Genomic DNA, 18,868 nt, shown 5'->3' with positions numbered 1-18,868 from the left:
AATTATTTCATTATCTACTAAGTGTAACATAATTACGTTTCAACTGACAAAAGCTACCCGCCTCACTTATTTAAAGCATTTTCCGCATAATGAATCGCATCTTCGGTATGGGAAAAGAAGTGTTCTTCGCCGATTCGGTCGTAAAGCCCGCTACCCTTCAAACTTTCTTTCGCTTTATCTGTTAGTCCAGTAATCAAAATTTGCCCGCCTTGCTTCGAAAATTCTTTTTCAATTTGGTGGAAATAGCCTTCTGCCGTAGCATCAATAATCGGCACTTTCCCCATTCTCAAGATAAGATATTTTGGTTTAACATGGATTGCTTTGATAATATTTTGTTGAAAAATCTGCGCTGCACCAAAAAACAATGGCCCACGAATAGTAAAAATACTAATTTTTTCGTGTAAATGAGGAGCGATTTCGGCGCCTTCTGGTTCGATTTCTTCAATCTGCATTGAACTTCCCATTTGTTTAGCGAAAAGCACCACTGCCAGCAGTAAACCAACTTCGACTGCCACAGTTAAGCTTGCAAATACCGTTAATAAAAAAGTAATAACCAGCACTAAAGTATCGCCCGATTTCAACTTAATGATGTGTTGGAAGGTTTTTCGTTCGCTCATATTCCAAGCAACTAACATTAAAATCGGTGCCATTGCTGCAATTGGGATATTGACAGCTACTGGTGCAAGTACTAGTAAAGTGAGTAAAACAAAAACCCCGTGGATAACACCTGAGACACGGCTAGTCGCGCCATTATTAATATTGGTTGCCGTTCTTGCGATAGCTCCTGTTGCCGGAATCCCACCGAACATTGGCGTTACAATATTTGCGATACCCTGCCCAATTAGCTCTCGATTACTATTATGTTTTGTATTCGTCATCCCATCTGCCACCACCGCCGAAAGAAGCGATTCAATTCCGCCAAGCATCGCGATAACAAAAGCCGGTCCAATCAATTTACTCATATTCGCAAAAGTCATATCTGGAAATTCAAATGGAGGAAAAGTACTCGGAATATTTCCATAAGCTGATCCAATTGTCGGAAGCGCATCCGGGAAAAACAGCATAGCAATCGCCGTCGTAACCACAAGTCCAATAAGTGGTGCTGGAATTCTCGGTAAAATTTTAGGAAAAATAAATAAGACAAGCATACAAATACATGAAATGAGCACACTATAGAAATTCCATGAATCAAGATGCAACCAGATCTCTTTCATATTCGCTACAAATGATTCATGTTTCTCCATTCCAGTTAATCCTAGGAAATTACCCACTTGCCCCATAAAAATAGTGACAGCAATCCCAGCTGTGAATCCGATAGTTACTGGACGCGGTATAAATTTAATTAATGTTCCAATTTTAAAAATTCCCATTAGGCAAAGTAAAACCCCTGCCATCATTCCGGCAACAAGTAAATCTTGGTAACCATAAGTTAATACGATTCCTAGTAAAACTGGAATAAATGCACCAGTCGGTCCAGCAATTTGAAATTTCGAACCACCAAAAATAGAAACAATTATTCCCGCTACAAAACTTGAATAAATCCCATATTCCGGACTTACACCTGATGCAATCGCAAATGACATCGCTAGTGGTAAAGCAATAATGCCCACGATAATACCCGCAAGCAAGTCTTTCCTAAACCTCGCCCACGTATAACCTTTTACACTATTCAACAAAACTTTCTTCAATTTGCTCCTTCTCTCTTATTTGTATTTTAATCCGCGCGAAAAAAAACGCAAAGCAAGGTTGCTTCACGCTTATTAAGTGACATTTATCACATGATTAAGTATAAAAAACTAGCGCTCTATTCTAATATACCATAAATAGACTAAGTTCTCATGCCCATCATGAAAAAAACACCTTTTAAACTAGCAAACGTTTAAAAGGTGTTTTTGTTATTCCGGAAATTTCCCAACCATAAAAGTTACATCATCTGTTGGAATATCTAATATATTACGCTCGATTAAATGCCCGATTTTCACTACACAAAGTGGTGATTCTAGGCTTTTTCTAACGCGAGAAAGAACAAGTCCATCTGAATGCATTAAAAACTTACTGCCTGGTTTATATTTAAACGATTGCAACCGATATTTCTGTTTTCGACCGGACAAAAATCCAGAGCCTGAAAGCGGAAAAATAAGCTTATCTTCAATCCCAATCATATAAAAACGAATATTACCCATACCAGTATAATAAAGTGTCTTCGTTAAGTAGTCACCTTTAATAATAGCTATCGCAGCACCACGAAGCCCTGAAACAGCCTGGTTCGCTTTTTCAAGCATATCAGTAATATCTGCATGAATATCTTCTTTTATGGCGTCAACAGTCGCTTTGGCCGCTCTATTAGCTTCGAGCCCACTTCCAAGTCCATCAGAAAGAACATACAGAAAACCATTTTCGTCTTCATGGGTATAATAAACATCCCCGCAGTATTGTTGTAATGCTTTAGAACGTTGAAATACAAATAAATTATTTGATTCAACTGCCTTGTTCATTTACTCCACTTCCTCATTCTGCAACGCCTCTCGAAGTTTTTTAATAGCTTGACGTTGGATTCTAGACACATGCATTTGTGATATATCGAGTAGTTCACCCGTTTCTTTTTGACTGCGATTTTCAATAAATGTATATTGCAAAATCTTCTGTTCTCGCTCATCTAAAACAGGGAGAACTTTCTCTAAGAGCATACGTTGATTCACACGTTCAAATCAATCATCCGTACCACCAACAACATCAAGTAACGTAATCGTACTTCCATCCGAATCAGCTTCAATCGAATGATCTACAGAAAGTGCTTGGTAGCTTTTTCCCATTTCCATTGCTTCTAAAACTTCTTCTTCCGTGACACCAATAAAATCAGCAATGTCGCTAATTTGCGGCGAGCTTTGAAGTTCTCTCGTTAGCTCTTCTACGGCATTTTTGATTTTCGGACCTAACTCTTTGATTCGGCGCGGCACATGGACACTCCATGTTTTATCACGTAAAAACCGTTTGATTTCACCAACAATTGTTGGCACAGCAAATGCTTCAAAGCTTTTTCCAAACGTTGCATCATATCTTCTAATAGCTCCAAGTAAACCAATATTCCCAACTTGAACTAAATCTTCATGAAAAGATTTACCTTGGGAATATTTTCGGGCGATGGACTCTACTAGGTTTTTGTAATGAACAACTAAATTATATTGGGCGTCTTGATCGCCATTTTCTTGGTAAGCGGCAATCCAAATATAGACTTTTTCTTTCGCCTCTTTATCAGGTTGAGATACTTTTGGCATTCTCCTCCACCTGCTTTTCATTAATATATTTGGTCATTACGACAGAAACCCCTTCATCATAATAAAGTTTCACGTCATCCATTAATGTTTCAATTAAAAATAAACCTAGCCCACCGATACGCATCATCTCCGCATCCTCGCCCACATCATATGGGCCAATTTCTTGTTTACGGGTTTCTAAGTCGAAGCTTGTGCCGTTATCGGAAACACGAACTTCTAGCTTATCTTCATAAATAAGATATTCGACTGTGATCTCGCCATCTTCTTCCCCTTTAAATGCATGCTTTACGGAATTAGTGATGGCTTCACTTACAGCTATTTTCAAATCTTCAATTGCTTCATAAGAAAATCCTGCGCGACTTGCAATTCCTGATAATGAAAGTCTACCTAAACTTACATATTCAGGCTTGGCAGGAAGTTGTAATGTAATTTTGTCATGCATTGTTGCCATTCATTTCACCCTCTACATTTTTGATTTCGATGATATCTGACAATCCTGTGATTTCAAACAATCGGAAAAGTCGGTCGCTTAAACCAAACAAGACAAGTTCACTTTGGCGTTGACGTAAGCTTTTGAAAGCTCCTACAAATACGCCTAATCCGGTGCTATCCATGTAACTCACTTCTGTTAAATCGATCCGAAGTACAATACCCTCTTTAACTTGATATACTTCTAATGCTTCTTTTACCTTTGGCGCTGTATAAGCATCGATCTCCCCAGCAACAAATATGTCTATGTGGTCAGTATCACGTTCTTTTATTTCTATACTAATATTCATCACTTCACCCCATCTAATTTTAAGTATACTGTCGATTTTACCCTAACTAATAAAATTAAAACATTCAAAAATAAAAACGCTCCACTCTTTAAATACGTTTACTCACCAGTAAATGCTCTCTAAAGAATGAGGTACGTCTTCACTTCTTCTTATTTAGTTCGCTTAATACAAATAAGCGTAAAGTCATCATGCAACTCAAAGTTTTGCATTTTAACTAATTGATCATAAATTGCATGAACCATTTTTTCAGCAGATAATGAAATATGCGCTGCTATAATTTCTGTTAACTCTTCACGTTCAATAAAGCCATTGGCTGTTCTTGTTTCTGTTACACCATCTGACATAATAAATACAGCATCCCCCACTTCAATTTTCTTATCAAATTGACGGTAGATAGCATTTTTATCCACACCCAGTGGTAAGCCTTTGGCGTATAAATCAGAAAAGCTGTTTTCTTTATGCTGGTAATATAAGCCCAGCTCATGTCCTGCTGAACCATATTCAAACAAATGTGTATCTTCGTGATAGAGCCCGTAAAACATCGTGATAAACATGTTGTCGTTAATATTTTCTTCCGCTACTTGGTTTAATGATTCGAGTACAATAGATGGTTTTCTGTCGTCCCCTGTCATTCCAGCTAGTGCGTATTTTATCATGGAAATACTAAATGCGGCTGGAATTCCTTTACCAATAACATCAGCAAGAGCGATACCAATTTGTTTGTCGCCTTCTTCTGTAAAGCTATAGTAATCACCGCTCATTTGTCTGGCAGCGACACTGATAACCCCAAAATCAAGTTCATCGTGTTCCGGTACCTCTGTTTTCATTAACGTTTTTTGCATATCTTCCGCTTGAGCAATTTCACTACGTAATTCTTTTTGCTCGGTTCTTAGACTAAGATGTTCCATATAAGCCAAGCCGTAGCCTACCATTATTTCAAGTAGTACATCAAATGATAATCGGACAAAATCCGGCAACTCTTTTCCGTATAGTTCAAGAACCGAGCGATGTAAATGGACAATTTCTTCTGGTGATACTCGTTCTTCCATAGCTTCTCTGGATAATTTTTCGCAAGTATAAAGAATTTCTTCATCTTGATGTTCTAAATATTGAATAAGAATATCACGGTATTTTCCCTCAAAAGCTTTTTCCATTTTTTTCTAGCTCTCCTTACCGAACCCATTTCGTTGTTGTAATTACCGTTCCTTTAGAATCGCCTTCAATACTGGATTCAATATCAAAACTGTCCATTAAACGTTTGACTCCTGGAAGACCTGCTCCAAGACCACCTGATGTTGTATAACCATCTTGCATTACTTTTCTTATGTCTACAATACCTGGACCTTTGTCTTTGGCAACAATAATCATACCTTGTTTACCAGATTCACTTACTTTTTCGATACAGATTTCTCCTCGTCCAGCATAAAGGAAAATATTTCTAGCTAATTCACTGATGGCAGTTGTAATTCTTGCTTGGTCAACGGTTCCAAAGCCAATTTCTTTGGATATTTTTCTACCTAGTTGCCTTGCAGCTACAATATCCCATTCATTAATTATCTTTACACAGGATTGGAATGTCATGTTCATTCCCCCAATTCCTGTTTAAGTTTTTCCAGACCACTTTCAAGGTCCATCGCCGAAAGTACTCCGCTAAACGTAATTCCGAGTTCAATTAGTGTAATCGCAACTGCTGGCTGTATCCCAGTTACAACCACTTTTGCACCCATTAGTTTAGACATACTTACTACATCTCCAAGAATTTTTGCAATAAATGAATCAATAAAATCGATAGAAGTTATATCAATGACTACTCCTCTGGCCGACGTTTCATGGATTTTTGCAAGCAAATCTTCCTGGAATTCTACCGCAGTATGATCATCTAATTCACTCTGGATAGAAATTAATAAACATTCACCTAACTTTAAGATTGGTATCCCCACAGTATTCACCCCTCTTTTTCTACTATCTCTCTGTTCGTCAAGGCTAGCGCACGCTCCATGCCTTTTTTCATTGTGTTGGTAGTGATAATTTGATCTAATTCAATTCCTAAGTTAACGATTGTTTGCGCGATTTCTGGTCTAATACCTACAAGCATTGCCTGACAGCCGACAAGTCTAACTGCTTCGGACGCTTGAATAATATGGTGCGCAACCATTGTATCAACAACAGGAACTCCCGTAATATCAATCAAAACCACTTCTGACCGATTTTTTACAACACCTATTAGTAAGTTTTCTATGATTAACTTGGCTCTTTCTGTGTCAATCGTTCCAATTAACGGCATTACAGAAATTTTTTCAAATATTGGTAAAAGTGGTGCAGATAATTCCTGTAAAGCACTTTTTTGGATAGAAACTGTCTTTTCCCACGTATCCGCGTAGGCAGTGACCACTTTGTTGTACATGGACGAAAGCCATGTTTCAAAGCGATAATAGGCATCATCTTCAGGTTTTTCTTCTCTTTTTAAGAATAGATCTTCATCTCTCATTGCTGTATATACTAAAAGCCCAAAAACACGCAGGCCCGTGGTAACAAAATGAATTGGCCAACCGAGGTGGACCACTTTTTCTGCAAAATCATCTAGTTTTTCGTTGAATTTAGAACCGTTTTCTGTAACATTCGAAACAATTAAATCTACAAATTCTTTGCTAGTTTCTTCGTACATTGCTTCTTTTGCAATGTCATTGATTAGCTGATCTGATTGTTTCTCCATTTCGTTCATCCAGTCATTCAGTAAGTCTGCTTTATTTGTACGGATGAAGTTTGCAAAATCTTTATACATCAGTTATTTTCCAACCTTTCTCCACTATTAACAAAATTTTCTCTCTTATTGTGCGGTTTGCTTAACTGCCTTTTAAAAAAGACATTAGAAACAAATTTAGCGAGTATGTTGATACGCGTTGTTTGTAGGTTTCTGATGTCCTTACTGTTTCTTCAGAGCAGTTAACTATTTCATTATGTATTAAACTAATTATTTTACGTCAGACCCTTTTGCCCTGCATTCATCATTTTATGTTATTTTTTTTAGGATGGATTAAAATTCTACTACTCCTAGACTGACTTCAAGTGCCTTGTTTACCTTGGCCATTAAATCTTCGTCCAAATGCGTAATTTTATCTGTCAGGCGCTGTTTATCAATCGTTCTAATCTGTTCTAAAAGAATGACAGAATCTCTCTCAAAGCCATCTTTACGAGTAGCTTCCACGTGCGTTGGCAATTTTGCTTTTTGAATTTTTGCAGTTATTGCTGCCACGATCACAGTTGGACTGAATCTATTACCAATATCATTTTGAATGATGAGAACAGGCCGTATTCCCCCTTGCTCGCTTCCGACCACGGGGGAAAGGTCCGCGTAGTATACGTCACCACGCTTCACCATCAGCCATTAACCTCCTAAAATACTAATATTCCTGTCTTCTGCTTCTGCTTCGACATGGGTACACTCGCATGCGATAGCAAAATTAATTGTCGCCATCTCTGCATAGCCGCGTTCCATCTCGTCTCTTAATTCGCGAGCCCTTTTCTCTTGTAAAAACTGTTGCGTTGCTTCCATTATAACTTCACTCCGCCCCATTTTTTCTTTTTCTACAACTACGTCGAGTTCTTGTATCATTTCCTGTGTCAGTTCTACGGATATTATCATCCGATTTTCTTTCTCTAACACGTGTCACACCCCCAAAGCCTCGTACCTGTAAGTAACAACTATATCGTACCATTATCACGCCTTGAAGAAAAGAGTTATTTCGCATTTTATTGTTAAGAATATTACAGTTCTAGCTGATATACTCCCTTAAGTCCTATATATAGCTATAAAGTTTCATATGTTAGATTATAAACGCTTCTTCTAAAAAAAGCACGAATATTACCTTCTAATGGATGTATTTTCTAGGTATGCGCTCATTTAACAAACAAGTTACCTCATAATTAATTGTATCTAAATATTGAGCGGCATCATCTGCTGTTACCGTGTTACCATGATCTTTGCCAATTATCGTTACTTTTGAACCAGTTTGAAATTCACGTGGTAGTTTTATGATGGTTTGATCCATACAAACTCGACCAATGATTGGAGCTGGTTCACCGTCTACTAAAACATGGAAACCACTGTAATGACGAATCAATCCATCCGCATAGCCAATTGGTAATGTCGCAACCCATTCTCGCTCTGTTGCTGTATAAGTTGCTCCGTAGCTAACACTATCGCCTGGTGCAAGTTCTTTCACATGAACCATCTCGGTATAGAGTGCAAGTGCAGGTTTAAGCTCAAACGGCAAGCTAGTTTTGATTTCTGTGGAGGGAGTTAATCCATACATCGAAATACCAAAGCGAATCGCATCAAACCCGATTTGTGGCTGTAACAATGAAGCAGCTGAATTGGCTGTATGAACATAAGTTGGTCGTTTTTTTAAACTCGTTAAAATCGTTTGGAACTTAGCTAATTGTTGTTCAAAATAACTAGTTTCTAGCTGGTCGGCTGTTGCAAAATGCGTGTAAATACCTTCCAGTTGTAATTGGTGATCATTAGTACTGGTTGCTTCAATTCGCCGTGCTTCTTCAGTCGTACGAATACCGAGACGCCCCATACCGCTATCTACTTTTAAATGAATTCGAAGTGTTGCTTCTAGCGTTAGATTCTCTAGCCAATCTTCTCTAAAAACAGTAAGTGAAATGTGGTTTTTGGCTGCCAGATTAGCATCTTCTTTTCTGGTTGCACCAAGCACAAGAATAAAGTCATCTTGAAATCCAGCTTCTCTAAGAGCCAGTGCCTCATCTAAAATGGCTACGCAGAAACCTTTTGCTCCAGCTTCTTTCGCCGTCCTAGCAACTTCGATAATTCCGTGACCATATGCATTAGCTTTGACTACTGCCCATAAGTCGACACTTTCCGGGAGTTTATTTTGTTCATTTTTTATATTTTCGCGAATTGCTGCGCGGTCTATTTCAATCCATGTTGGACGATGCCAGCCTGTCACCATGATTGTTCACTTTCCTTTCTAAATTTCAATTATCACTTGAGCTGCGGCTGATCTAGCTGTGTGGGTGATGCTAACAAAAACGTTTTCGCCTGATTTGACTGGTAAAGTAACATGGGGGCGACCATCTTCTACTTGCAAAATTTCGACATCCGTAAAACTTAAATGTTTGCCAAAACCAGTTCCATTCGCCTTAGCATATGCTTCTTTTGCTGCAAAACGCCCAGCTAAAAATTCGATTTTGCGATTACCTTCGTATTTTTCAAATTGCTTAATTTCTTTTTCTGTTAAAACGCGTTCGATAAAGCGCGGATTCTTTTCCACGACTTGTTTTACACGTTCTAAATCAATCATATCTAGACCAATTCCTTTAATCATGTTACACCTCTTCCAAGTAATCTACTAATTCCTTAGCGGCTGTTTGAGCCCCTGCGATGCAATCAGGAATACCCACACCTTCGTAGCTCATTCCTGCAAGATAAACACCTGGGTAATCTGTTTTGATGTTCTTTTTCAATTGTTTTAGTCGGTCCTGGTGATTAACTAAGTATTGAGGCATCGCGGATTTCATTCGGCTTACTTCATAAAAAAGTGGCGCGGCGTGAAGGTCCATAATTTCCGCATAATCTCTCAAAACAGCTGAGACGATTGCTTCATCGCTTGCTTGCTCTAACCAAGTTTCTCCTGCTTTCCCAACAAAGCCTCGTAGTAACATTTTGTTCTTTGGTACCATATGCGGCCATTTTTTCTGCACCCATGTACAAGCAGTGGTTTTATATGGTGCGGTTCTGGCAACTAGATAGCCTGTTCCATCAGGTAAAATCGGTACGTCTTGTTCATTATATGCTAACGAAACGGTCGCAAGGGTCGTAAGCGGTTGTCCCGCGAATGGTTCTGTCGTTGTTTCTGCTAATAAATGAATTAACGCATCATGTGTGGCAGCGATAATGATGCCATCTGCCTCCATTTTATCGCCATCTGCAAAAGAAATTTCGTAAGCGTTATTTTTCTTCACAATTTCTGTTGCTTGTTTTGCTGTATGCAAATTTTCTTTTGGAAGTGCGGCGGCAATAGCTTTTGGCAAAGCATCTAGCCCACCTTCTAATGTTCTAAAAGCACCAATAGTGGCTTTTGTCCCTGTCGTTTGCATGCTACTTTCTTTTAAACCATCCATCAAATTCCCATATTTTTTAACTGTTTGTTCGAATTGTGGAAAAGTGGCGCGTAAACTCATTTTGTATATATCCCCGGCATAAATTCCTGATAAAAGTGGTTCGATAATTGTTTTGACTAATTCTTTACCGAATCGCGCTTCAAAGAAATCGCCAAGTGCTTGATCTCGTTCTTGATTATTTCGTTCCATTGTTGGTTCTTGAAGTGCGCGAGCTTTCCCAATTTCGGATACAAGTGTACTAGCTAGCAGTGCTTCTTTATCTGTCGGAATTCCCATCACAGAGCCTTCTGGAATCGGATGAAGCGCTTTTTGGTGGTAAATGTAAGATCTTCCTGTCGCGTTCGCAATCAGTTTATCTTCGAGTCCTAAATCTTTTACTAAGCCCACACCAGCAGGTTTTCTAGCTAAGAAGGAATCTGGACCTTTTTCAATTAAAAACCCGTCACGTTTAACCGTTTCAAATTTCCCGCCTAGTTTTTCGTCTTTTTCTACTAATTCCCACGTATAATTCGGATGTGTTTTTTGTAGTTCATACGCTGCTGCGAGCCCTGATAAGCCGCCTCCGATAATGACTATATGTTTCACTACTTAACCAATCCTCTCTATCTACTCTTTCGTTTATTCTATCTATTTTACCAGATTTCCGGGTAATTGAACAAAAAATAAAAGAACAGCCATCTTCCAAAATGCACTCGCTATGTTCAGCGGATTTTTGGAAATGGCATGTTCTTTTTTAATTCGTAGTTTTGGATGGGCTGTACCAGTTGTAAACCTTGATAGCCAAGTCTTGATTGATATAACGAACATAAGCCTCGGCGCTTGTACTACCTGATTTCAGCCAAACATTTAAGTGTCTTGACCCACCTTTTTCCATCCAAATGCTTTGTCTTAAGCTCAAACCTTGAATTCGCTCTTTGCGGATAATATGGGTTAACTTGGAAAAAATAGGCCTCGACTGAACAAGGAGCGTGTGCTTATCTGTAAAAATTCCGGTCGCGCGGTAGCTGGCTATCGCTTTTATCCCTGCTAAAATTGGCAAAATAATACTAATTAAGCCGAGCGGGAAAAATAGGATACTTGCTACAGCGGCTGGGATAATTGTCCAGATTAAGTAAATCTGCAAAAATCTACGCAAACTTGCCTTTGGAGCGCGTTCCATTTCTTCTATTTCAAATAAATAATCTGGTAGCATTTCTTTTAACGTTTTTATGGCCAACGCTTTTTTCATAATTGGCAAAAGTAAAATGTCTCCGGTTAGTTTTTCATCACCTGAGTTCCCGGCAGTTGTAACTTTTACTGCTACTAAGCCGAGCATTTGTCGTAGTGGTGATTCAATGATGGTGATTCCTTGAATACGAGAAAGTGAGATAGTTGTATGATTTCGCTCTAAAAGTCCTTTTTCGACGACAAGTGAATTGGGGTATTTCATCAATTTGAACTGGAAATACTTGAACAATGTCGTCACTATGGATATTCCCCATAATACTAAAAGAATCAAGACGATTAATACAATTAGCACGATAATGCCCATTTTCCATAACTCTTCTGCTTGGGCTTCCATCCAGTCTGTCGGAATGACTTCTCGGAATTGTTGCATGAACGCTAGAACGATAAGGAGAGTCCCAAAAACGCCGCCGGATGTTACTGCCATTAAAATAAGCTGTTTTGTTTGTAGCATGACCGTTTTTTCTGGTGCTTCTGCCACTTCTACTGTGGTTTCCTCGGTTTCTGGCACGGCTTCTTGGATGTCTCTCTTTTTACCGTCGCGTAAATCTTTTAATTCGTCTACTACTCCAACTGGGACAGCGACTAAATCGGCTTCTGCTTTCCCGTTGCCACCAGCTGTTTCGATTAAAATTTGGCAGACATTAAATGGGATAAAGAAAAACCATTGTTTCTTTTGAACGGTTTGGATGCGTTCGTAAGGTATGTATGTATTTTTTCGGAAAATCAAACCGTATTTGATGCGAATCCCTTGGTCTTCGAGGGTGTACTTGTAGGTTATATACTTTAAGACTGCGGGAGTCAAAATAAGCAGTATAACGATGACAATGATTAAATATACAGCCCAGTCCGGCAAATAACCGTTACTATTAATGGCGCGAAAAACAGAAAATAAACCGACAACGATAGGAACAATATTACGCCTTACGTTCGTAATAATTTCTTTGATTAGGGCGATCGGGTGGAGGCGTCTTTCTTCAAACATCTTCTTTCGCCACCTTCACAAGTTCAAGGATATGATGTCTAAGTTCATCTGATTCAGACTCGTTTACCGCTTCAATCTTATGTGTTTTTGCGGCAGTTGTAATCGATAAGGAAACGAGTTTTTGTCTTCTAAGTAGTGGGCCTTGCTCCGTTTCCACGTGTTGAATGCGAATCATTGGAATTAAGACACGACTTCTAAAAATAATGCCGTGCTGAATTTCCATTTCGTCTGGTTTAATCTGGTAGCTCCAACGTGCAAAACGAAACGGAATAATGAATAAGTAAATAAAGGCAGCATAAAGTACCGTTAATCCAAAGCCGATAGCACTCCACCACACCGAAGCTCCTGCATAATACAAAATAATCGCCGCAGCAACCGAACAAAGTAGAAAAACAAAAACAGCGATTCCCTCCGTTTGCCGCCAAACTGTTTTAATTTTCTCCGGTAATTTCTTTTCTAAATTATCAAGTTCCATTGCTCTACTCCTTTTTTTCTTTTATCTTACGTTAAAAACAGCTAAATTGGTAGCGATTTTTTAAATCTATCATGTTTTATTCATAGTTTGTTCATATTTCTTTTTTATAATATAACAAGAAGAGGTGAGAATGATGAAGAAAAAAGGTTATGTTCTATTAATAATAGCGCTTTTGTCACTAACTTTAAACTGGCTTCCGGAGATTGCCCACGCGCAAAAAGAAACAACAGCAACTACTTATACAACTGCAACCACAAGCGAATTAATGGACATGTTTCTACCTTATCCCATTCAAAATCCTTATATTGAAACGACGAAAAATAGTGCAGAGTTAATGTTTGTAACAGAGGAAGCCGCATCGATTACCACCGAAACAAATAATCAAACGCAATCAATTGCTGGTAGCACCGAAAACCATCAATTTACATTAGCTAATTTGCAACCTGGAAATAATTTAGTGACAATCACAGCAACAATGGCAGATGGGACTAGCGAAAGCAAAACCATCACGATTAACCTTCCAGAGGAACCAAAGAAAGATTCTAAATCGTTTCATGATCATTCTAAAAACCAACAAGTGACGCATCGAAAAAAAGGTCACTTATTATAATAAAAAAGGAAGCACTCTAAATAAAATGAGTGCTTCCTTTTCTTTAACTTTTGCGTCCAAATGTAAAACCAAGCGCTATTAAGCTTAGGCCTGTTACAAATGGGATAAATGGGTTCGAATCCCCAGTATGAGGTAAAACCCCTGTTGCTTTTACGACACCGTCTACCCTTGTTGTGCTAGTCACTTTTTGCACAGGTGGCACGGTAATTTTTGATAAGAGCGTTTTTTCAATAGTTAATTGTAATTTTTGACCGGCTTGTAAAGTATCCGATGTGAGATTGTTCCAGTCTTTAATTTCTGCAACGGAGACATCAAACTTATTAGCTACTCCAGGTAATGTATCGCCATCTTTCACTTTATAAATGACTTTAATTTTGCCATTTTGTTCGGAATCTTTAACGATTTCAAGTGGACCAAAATCTGTTTCGACTGTTTTTTCAATCGGTTGCTTTTCAGCCGGAATAAATGGTGGTTCTTCTTTAACCGGGGGGGCTGGCGGTGTTCCTGTTCCTTGTCCACCGCTACCGTAATCATTGACTGTCGCATTTCTCGAAACAGCATCTAGGTTATCACCGGATAGTGTCGCTTTATTTGTATAGCTTTTTTGTTTTGTCGTAATTTTCGTATCATAAGTAATGACGACAGATTGATTATTTAACGTGCCAATAGATAATTCAAAATTGCGATCCGCATCCAGCGCAATAGGTTGAATATTAGTCGCTATCACTTTTTTATTGGCATCTCGGTATTTGATTGTTGCGCTTCCAAGCAGATTTTGCCCTGAACCTAGCGTATCCGTATAGACAGCATTATCAATAGGTGTCAGCGCATTATTTAAAGTAACGGTCCAATGTAAAATGCTTAAGTCTTTATCATCCATTCGCCCTTGTTTAAAAACAATTGTTGGTGAGCCTGTGCCACCGCCCGAATTCACCTTACTAATATATGGAGTTACTGTTTGAGTAGTATTTTTTACCGGAAATGCGATTGGATTTACTTGATCTGTTTGAATATTTTTGCTGTTAAAAGTTGCGTTATAAAAAAGGCTACCACTTAAATCTGTATGTGTATTTACGTAGTCGGTAAAAGTTAATGTAATCGTTCCCGTTACTTGATCAATAGTTGCATTTGCGATAGTGTTTCCTTGCGAATCCATGAGAGGAAATCCGCCATAATTAATTAATTTTAGCTGATTAGGAATAGTAAGCGTCATTGTTTCCCCGCTTGCAACTGGCTGTGTAATAACAAAATCATACGCCACTCGCACTTTACTATTTTCTTTAAAATTCGTTGCTTGTTCCCCGTTTTGATTTTGTAATGATACATTAGTAAAAAAACTGCTCCCGTAATCTGTTGCAGCTTCTGCTTTTGGACTTAAAAATCCAGTGATAATTAAACATATAATTGCAAAAACCAGCCATCTTTTTTTCATTTTGTTTCATTCCCCCTTAAAACATCTATCTTTATAGTTCCCACAACTTGCTTGTTAAAAACCGTACAAAGATTTTGTGCACAAAAAAACGCCAGAACAAGCCTGACGTTTTTCTATTTACAACTGTAATAAATACTGATAACTTGCTTCTAATGTTTCGAACATATCTCTTTTGGATCTATCTTGCTCAATGCAATAGTACTCGACTCCGTTTACTTCGCCCCATTCAATGATAGCGCGAAAATCTACTTCACCTTGTCCTATTTCGACTAAATTATTATCCATATCTTCTAGCTCAAAACCGCTCAAAAAATCTTTCATATGCACAATCGGCGCGCGGCCGCTGTAGCGCTTAATATATTCTGTTTCATCATGTCCAGCCGCACGAATCCAGTAAGTATCAGGTTCTGCATAAATACAAATGCCGTCAACTGGGTCGGTAATATAATCCATCACTCTGCGACCATGAATGCATTCATTGAAATCATACTCCGGATTGTGAAGACCAATGCGAAAACCGAGTGGATGTAGCTTTTCCGCCGCATTAATTAACGCCGCTTTTGTTGCCATGTAGCCCGCTGTCGTTTGGTCCTCTTCTTCAATATATTTGTCAAAAATAGTTTTACAATCAAAGAAATAAGCTTCTTCAATGATGCCATCCAAATCGTTCATAAAACGATCATGCTTGATGTGCATGCCAATCACTTTTAACTCATATTTTTGTAGTAAACAACGTACCTCTCTAGAATCATTGCCACGCATACCATCGAGTTGCACGTAATGAAAGCCGATTTCATGGATTTTCCGGAGCGTACCTTCTAAATCGCGCTCCATTTCTTTTCGTACAGAATAAAGTTGGACTGCTAGTTTTTCTTTTATATTCATTGTTTCTCCGCCTTTCCTTATGCCTTTAAATCCAGCCAATCAACCTCAGACGCTGTTAATTTAATCCCTGCTGCTGCAACGGAAGATTGAAGTTCAGTAGTATTTTCTGGACCGATGACAGCGGCTGTCGGGAATGATTGCGTTAATACATAGGCCAGCGAAATTTGAATTGGTGTGCAACCTTTTTGGTTAGCTAGTTGCTTGGCACGACTGTATCTTTCCCAGTTTGCCTCACTATAATAAACTTCGACCATTTCCGTATCGCTCGTGTCTTCCTCAGAAAATCTACCAGAGAAAAATCCGCCTGCTTGTGATGACCAAGAAAATAGTGGCAAATTCGTCGCCTCATGCCAGCGAATCATCTCTTCATTCGCCGAAACACAATTTTCCCAGCGTGGTCGATTCACTTTTGCTAAACTAAAATTAGGGCTGTTAAAGCTTAGTGGTGTCAATCCATGGTTCACTGCATATTCATTCGCTTCGATAATGCGCGAGAGCTCCCAGTTTGAGAGCCCAATAGCGTAAACGCGTCCAGCTTCCACTTCTTTATGCATCGCCTCCATAATAGAACCCACTTCTACGTCTGGATTGTCGCGATGAAGTGCGAATAATTCAACATGATCTGTTTGTAACGTATCTAAACTAACCGAAATATCTTCGTGAATTGCTTCCGGAGTAACACGCGGCACGTCGCTTGCTTCCCGGACTGGATGTCCACCTTTCGTTTGGATAATGACACTATCCCGATTTCCTCGCATATTCATCCAAGTCCCAATCGCTTTTTCACTATGACGATAATGGCGCGCCGTATCAAAAATATTTCCGCCCATTTCGAAATATTGATCTAGTACCGGACCCGCAAAATCCATATTATCTGCACGTAAGAAATCTCCAGCACCCATCACTAAATTAGAGCAAGCTATCTCGATTTTTTGGCCATTTTTTCTGCCGTTAACGATAATCTTTTCCATTATGCTTCCACCCCACTCGCAGCAATTTTATCGACTACAAGTGTTGTATTTGAATCTTTTACGAGAGTTGCAGGAATCGCTACTGTCGGTTCTTTTTCCACTACTTGTTTCACGATATCGATTTTTTTCTCGCCAGTTGCTACTAAAAATATTTCTTTCGCCGCTAAAATTTGTTGCATACCAAGAGAAATTCCGTGTGTTAGTGGCAAATCTGTATCAAAATATTTGCTCATGACGCGTTTCGTTACATCATCAAGTTCCACGACATGGCAATTCACATCTACTGGCACAAATGGCTCGTTGAAGCCAATATGCCCGTTAAGCCCAATCCCCAGCAAAATAAAATCTATTCCGCCGCGCTCGTCGATAAACTTGTCTACACGAGCGCATTCATCCGTTAAACTTGTTGCTTTCCCATCGAAAAAGCAAATTTGTTCACTAGAAACATTTTTCAAACGGTCGAAAAATGCATCATATAAAGTTTGGATACAGCTGCCTTTTGTTTCGCGTCCAAGGCCAACCCATTCATCCAAACCAACAAATTGCGTGTTACTAAAGTCTACTTCGCCCGCTTGATTTGCTTTAATAAGTGCTTCTATGGTTAATAAAGGTGTATCTCCACCAGCGATACAAATTAAGCTTGCTGGTTTTTCTTTTACCAATTCAATGATTCTTCGGCTCACTGTTTCCGCCACGAGTTGTTCATTTTCGTTAATAATTAGTTTCATTTTTAAATCCACCTTTCTTATTAGAAATCCAAGTCTAGCGCATCGTGGGCAGCTTGACGTTCTGATACAACTTCTTCTTCTTTAATCAAGCTCTTCTCATACATTTTAAAGAAGGGGTAGTACATACAAACGGCTGCCGCAAGAACGAAGATGATTAAAATAATCGCGCGCCAATCCATTGTCGCCAAATACTGCGCGAGAGGAATCGGTGTCCCCCCAACATTCGCAATCGGCGGACGAACCCAACCAAAGTGGAACACAAACCATTGCCCTACTGCCAAAATTGGCGTGCCAAGTACGAACGGAATAAATAAATACGGATTAAAACAGATCGGTAAACCAAATACAACTGGTTCAGAAATTGTGAAAATTGCTGGAACAACGGACACTTTTCCGACCGCCTTCAATTCTCTTGATTTACTAAATAGCGCAAGGATAACTAATGCACCTGTAATACCAGAACCAGAGAAGCCCATGAAGTAATCCCAGAAGTTTGGCGCAAATACATGCGGGATTGGTTCTCCTGCCGCATATGCAGCCGCGTTCGCTCCTAAATATTGCGTCATAAATGGAAGTACAAAACCAATCAAAATCGCATAACCATTCAGACCGATAAACCAGAATAGCATTTCAAGGAAACAAATAAGGAAAACCGCATAAGGCGTATCGATACTATTAATCGCCGGAGCTAGCATCGTCGTAAAGGCTTCCGGAATGATTTGACCGCTAGTGACACTTTGCATTAAAATACTGAGTCCAACAGCACTGAACAGCAGTACTACTAATGGAATGATTGCTTCAAAAGTAGTCGCAATCCCCGCTGGTAAACCTTTAATTCGAATCGTAATATTTTTTCTAATAAATAAGCCGATAAGTTCTACAGAAATCAGTGCTGCAAAAATGGCGATAAATAGTCCTCTTGAATCCAGAAATTCTGTATTAAGAACCCCGTCAACCATTTTCGTATTGAGGATGAGTGTCACCATAACAGCAGCCATCACGCTATGTAACACAGGCACTTTCATTTGTTTTGCGTGGCTGTAGGAAATCGTTATAGCTGCATAAATCGATAGTAATCCAAACGTAAATTGAAACGGTAAGTTAAGTGCTGCTGCGTTTTGAACAAAGAATTCTTTGACAACAGAACCTGCTGGAAACATATTCCCGATTGCTGAAATAATCAGCGAAAATGATCCAATAATTAAAACCGAGATCAAAGCAATCATCCCATTTTTTATTGAGGAAATATGGCGTTGTTTTTCAATTCTAGCTGCGACAGGCTCAAAATATTTCTCCATAAAAGCAATAAAACGGTTCATAAAAGATTGTTTGTTTTTACTCGACATGTTGTTTCCCT

The 18,868-nt window shown here is 38.9% G+C and carries 21 protein-coding genes and 1 pseudogene; 1 reads left to right on the top strand and 21 read right to left on the bottom strand.

The window, feature by feature from the left end:
* Window positions 1-62: 62 nt before the first annotated feature.
* The 16 genes and pseudogenes from CKV70_RS04600 to CKV70_RS04525 all read right to left on the bottom strand — a co-directional run bounded on the left by CKV70_RS04600 (window position 63) and on the right by CKV70_RS04525 (window position 12,885).
* A complete protein-coding gene (locus CKV70_RS04600; protein WP_003732387.1) occupies window positions 63-1,688 on the bottom strand; it encodes a SulP family inorganic anion transporter in 1,626 nt (541 codons plus the stop codon).
* Window positions 1,689-1,895: 207 nt separating this feature from the next.
* Entirely contained in the window at window positions 1,896-2,495 is a 600-nt protein-coding gene (locus CKV70_RS04595) for a PP2C family serine/threonine-protein phosphatase (protein ID WP_003721463.1), read from the bottom strand.
* A pseudogene (sigB, locus tag CKV70_RS04590) lies at window positions 2,496-3,275 on the bottom strand (RNA polymerase sigma factor SigB). It lies immediately after the preceding gene.
* Window positions 3,253-3,726 carry an anti-sigma B factor RsbW gene (gene rsbW, locus CKV70_RS04585; protein WP_003721461.1) on the bottom strand — a complete coding sequence of 158 codons (474 nt, stop codon included), beginning with the start codon at window positions 3,724-3,726 and terminating at the stop codon, window positions 3,253-3,255. The pseudogene sigB and the gene rsbW overlap by 23 nt, the downstream one beginning before the upstream one ends.
* Window positions 3,710-4,054: an anti sigma b factor antagonist RsbV gene (gene rsbV / locus CKV70_RS04580; RefSeq protein ID WP_003721460.1), complete on the bottom strand. Its 345-nt coding sequence runs from the start codon at window positions 4,052-4,054 to the stop codon at window positions 3,710-3,712. Before rsbV ends, rsbW begins: the two co-directional genes overlap by 17 nt.
* Before the next feature lie 149 nt (window positions 4,055-4,203).
* Window positions 4,204-5,208 (bottom strand): PP2C family protein-serine/threonine phosphatase, encoded by a 1,005-nt coding sequence (locus CKV70_RS04575; RefSeq protein ID WP_003732386.1) that lies wholly within the window; start codon window positions 5,206-5,208, stop codon window positions 4,204-4,206.
* 16 nt (window positions 5,209-5,224) lie between these two features.
* Window positions 5,225-5,635: an anti-sigma regulatory factor gene (locus CKV70_RS04570; RefSeq protein ID WP_003738506.1), complete on the bottom strand. Its 411-nt coding sequence runs from the start codon at window positions 5,633-5,635 to the stop codon at window positions 5,225-5,227.
* Between the two features lie 2 nt (window positions 5,636-5,637).
* Window positions 5,638-5,994, bottom strand: a complete 357-nt coding sequence (locus CKV70_RS04565) for an STAS domain-containing protein (RefSeq protein WP_003721457.1) — start codon at window positions 5,992-5,994, stop codon at window positions 5,638-5,640.
* A gap of 5 nt (window positions 5,995-5,999) precedes the next feature.
* Window positions 6,000-6,836 (bottom strand): RsbT co-antagonist protein RsbRA, encoded by an 837-nt coding sequence (locus CKV70_RS04560; protein WP_003721456.1) that lies wholly within the window; start codon window positions 6,834-6,836, stop codon window positions 6,000-6,002.
* Between the two features lie 252 nt (window positions 6,837-7,088).
* Entirely contained in the window at window positions 7,089-7,436 is a 348-nt protein-coding gene (locus CKV70_RS04555; RefSeq protein ID WP_003743775.1) for a type II toxin-antitoxin system PemK/MazF family toxin, read from the bottom strand.
* A gap of 3 nt (window positions 7,437-7,439) precedes the next feature.
* Entirely contained in the window at window positions 7,440-7,718 is a 279-nt protein-coding gene (locus CKV70_RS04550) for a CopG family ribbon-helix-helix protein (protein ID WP_003721454.1), read from the bottom strand.
* A 205-nt stretch (window positions 7,719-7,923) separates the two neighbouring features.
* Window positions 7,924-9,030, bottom strand: a complete 1,107-nt coding sequence (alr, locus tag CKV70_RS04545; protein ID WP_014600669.1) for an alanine racemase — start codon at window positions 9,028-9,030, stop codon at window positions 7,924-7,926.
* 18 nt (window positions 9,031-9,048) lie between these two features.
* Window positions 9,049-9,405 (bottom strand): holo-ACP synthase, encoded by a 357-nt coding sequence (gene acpS, locus CKV70_RS04540; RefSeq protein WP_003721452.1) that lies wholly within the window; start codon window positions 9,403-9,405, stop codon window positions 9,049-9,051.
* Between the two features lies 1 nt (window position 9,406).
* Window positions 9,407-10,786 carry a protoporphyrinogen oxidase gene (gene hemG / locus CKV70_RS04535; RefSeq protein ID WP_014600668.1) on the bottom strand — a complete coding sequence of 460 codons (1,380 nt, stop codon included), beginning with the start codon at window positions 10,784-10,786 and terminating at the stop codon, window positions 9,407-9,409.
* 148 nt (window positions 10,787-10,934) lie between these two features.
* Window positions 10,935-12,410 carry a PH domain-containing protein gene (locus CKV70_RS04530; RefSeq protein ID WP_003721450.1) on the bottom strand — a complete coding sequence of 492 codons (1,476 nt, stop codon included), beginning with the start codon at window positions 12,408-12,410 and terminating at the stop codon, window positions 10,935-10,937.
* Window positions 12,403-12,885 (bottom strand): PH domain-containing protein, encoded by a 483-nt coding sequence (locus tag CKV70_RS04525; RefSeq protein ID WP_014600667.1) that lies wholly within the window; start codon window positions 12,883-12,885, stop codon window positions 12,403-12,405. The genes CKV70_RS04530 and CKV70_RS04525 overlap by 8 nt, the downstream gene beginning before the upstream one ends.
* Before the next feature lie 133 nt (window positions 12,886-13,018).
* On the opposite strand from CKV70_RS04525, the gene CKV70_RS04520 reads away from it, so the two are divergent.
* The gene (locus tag CKV70_RS04520; protein ID WP_009931324.1) at window positions 13,019-13,495 is read left to right on the top strand and encodes a hypothetical protein; all 477 of its coding nucleotides are present in this window, start codon (window positions 13,019-13,021) and stop codon (window positions 13,493-13,495) included.
* Between the two features lie 43 nt (window positions 13,496-13,538).
* On the opposite strand, the gene CKV70_RS04515 is transcribed toward CKV70_RS04520, so the two are convergent.
* From CKV70_RS04515 to CKV70_RS04495, 5 genes are all read right to left on the bottom strand, one after another.
* A complete protein-coding gene (locus CKV70_RS04515) occupies window positions 13,539-14,927 on the bottom strand; it encodes a collagen binding domain-containing protein (protein ID WP_014600666.1) in 1,389 nt (462 codons plus the stop codon).
* Window positions 14,928-15,044: 117 nt separating this feature from the next.
* A complete protein-coding gene (locus CKV70_RS04510; RefSeq protein ID WP_010989603.1) occupies window positions 15,045-15,812 on the bottom strand; it encodes a sugar phosphate isomerase/epimerase family protein in 768 nt (255 codons plus the stop codon).
* 17 nt (window positions 15,813-15,829) lie between these two features.
* Window positions 15,830-16,783, bottom strand: coding sequence for an aldo/keto reductase (locus tag CKV70_RS04505; RefSeq protein WP_003721445.1), 954 nt, complete (start codon window positions 16,781-16,783; stop codon window positions 15,830-15,832).
* On the bottom strand, window positions 16,783-17,511 hold the full coding sequence (locus tag CKV70_RS04500) for a glucosamine-6-phosphate deaminase (RefSeq protein ID WP_014600665.1): 729 nt from the start codon (window positions 17,509-17,511) through the stop codon (window positions 16,783-16,785). Before CKV70_RS04500 ends, CKV70_RS04505 begins: the two co-directional genes overlap by 1 nt.
* 20 nt (window positions 17,512-17,531) lie before the next feature.
* Complete coding sequence (locus tag CKV70_RS04495) at window positions 17,532-18,857, bottom strand: PTS sugar transporter subunit IIC (protein WP_003721442.1); 1,326 nt, start codon at window positions 18,855-18,857, stop codon at window positions 17,532-17,534.
* Window positions 18,858-18,868: the final 11 nt, after the last annotated feature.

Source organism: Listeria monocytogenes (assembly GCF_900187225.1).
Lineage (GTDB): Bacteria > Bacillota > Bacilli > Lactobacillales > Listeriaceae > Listeria > Listeria monocytogenes.
Note: the sequence above shows the minus strand (reverse complement) of the source record. Positions and strands in the feature narration are given on the sequence as shown.

Coding starts and splice junctions, on each gene's coding strand:
- CKV70_RS04595 (WP_003721463.1), bottom strand. CDS start 2,495: ATGAACAAGGCAGTTGAATCAAATAATTTATTTGTATTTCAACGTTCT.
- rsbW (WP_003721461.1), bottom strand. CDS start 3,726: ATGGCAACAATGCATGACAAAATTACATTACAACTTCCTGCCAAGCCT.
- rsbV (WP_003721460.1), bottom strand. CDS start 4,054: ATGAATATTAGTATAGAAATAAAAGAACGTGATACTGACCACATAGAC.
- CKV70_RS04575 (WP_003732386.1), bottom strand. CDS start 5,208: ATGGAAAAAGCTTTTGAGGGAAAATACCGTGATATTCTTATTCAATAT.
- CKV70_RS04570 (WP_003738506.1), bottom strand. CDS start 5,635: ATGACATTCCAATCCTGTGTAAAGATAATTAATGAATGGGATATTGTA.
- CKV70_RS04560 (WP_003721456.1), bottom strand. CDS start 6,836: ATGTATAAAGATTTTGCAAACTTCATCCGTACAAATAAAGCAGACTTA.
- alr (WP_014600669.1), bottom strand. CDS start 9,030: ATGGTGACAGGCTGGCATCGTCCAACATGGATTGAAATAGACCGCGCA.
- acpS (WP_003721452.1), bottom strand. CDS start 9,405: ATGATTAAAGGAATTGGTCTAGATATGATTGATTTAGAACGTGTAAAA.
- CKV70_RS04530 (WP_003721450.1), bottom strand. CDS start 12,410: ATGTTTGAAGAAAGACGCCTCCACCCGATCGCCCTAATCAAAGAAATT.
- CKV70_RS04525 (WP_014600667.1), bottom strand. CDS start 12,885: ATGGAACTTGATAATTTAGAAAAGAAATTACCGGAGAAAATTAAAACA.
- CKV70_RS04520 (WP_009931324.1), top strand. CDS start 13,019: ATGAAGAAAAAAGGTTATGTTCTATTAATAATAGCGCTTTTGTCACTA.
- CKV70_RS04515 (WP_014600666.1), bottom strand. CDS start 14,927: ATGAAAAAAAGATGGCTGGTTTTTGCAATTATATGTTTAATTATCACT.
- CKV70_RS04510 (WP_010989603.1), bottom strand. CDS start 15,812: ATGAATATAAAAGAAAAACTAGCAGTCCAACTTTATTCTGTACGAAAA.
- CKV70_RS04505 (WP_003721445.1), bottom strand. CDS start 16,783: ATGGAAAAGATTATCGTTAACGGCAGAAAAAATGGCCAAAAAATCGAG.
- CKV70_RS04500 (WP_014600665.1), bottom strand. CDS start 17,511: ATGAAACTAATTATTAACGAAAATGAACAACTCGTGGCGGAAACAGTG.
- CKV70_RS04495 (WP_003721442.1), bottom strand. CDS start 18,857: ATGTCGAGTAAAAACAAACAATCTTTTATGAACCGTTTTATTGCTTTT.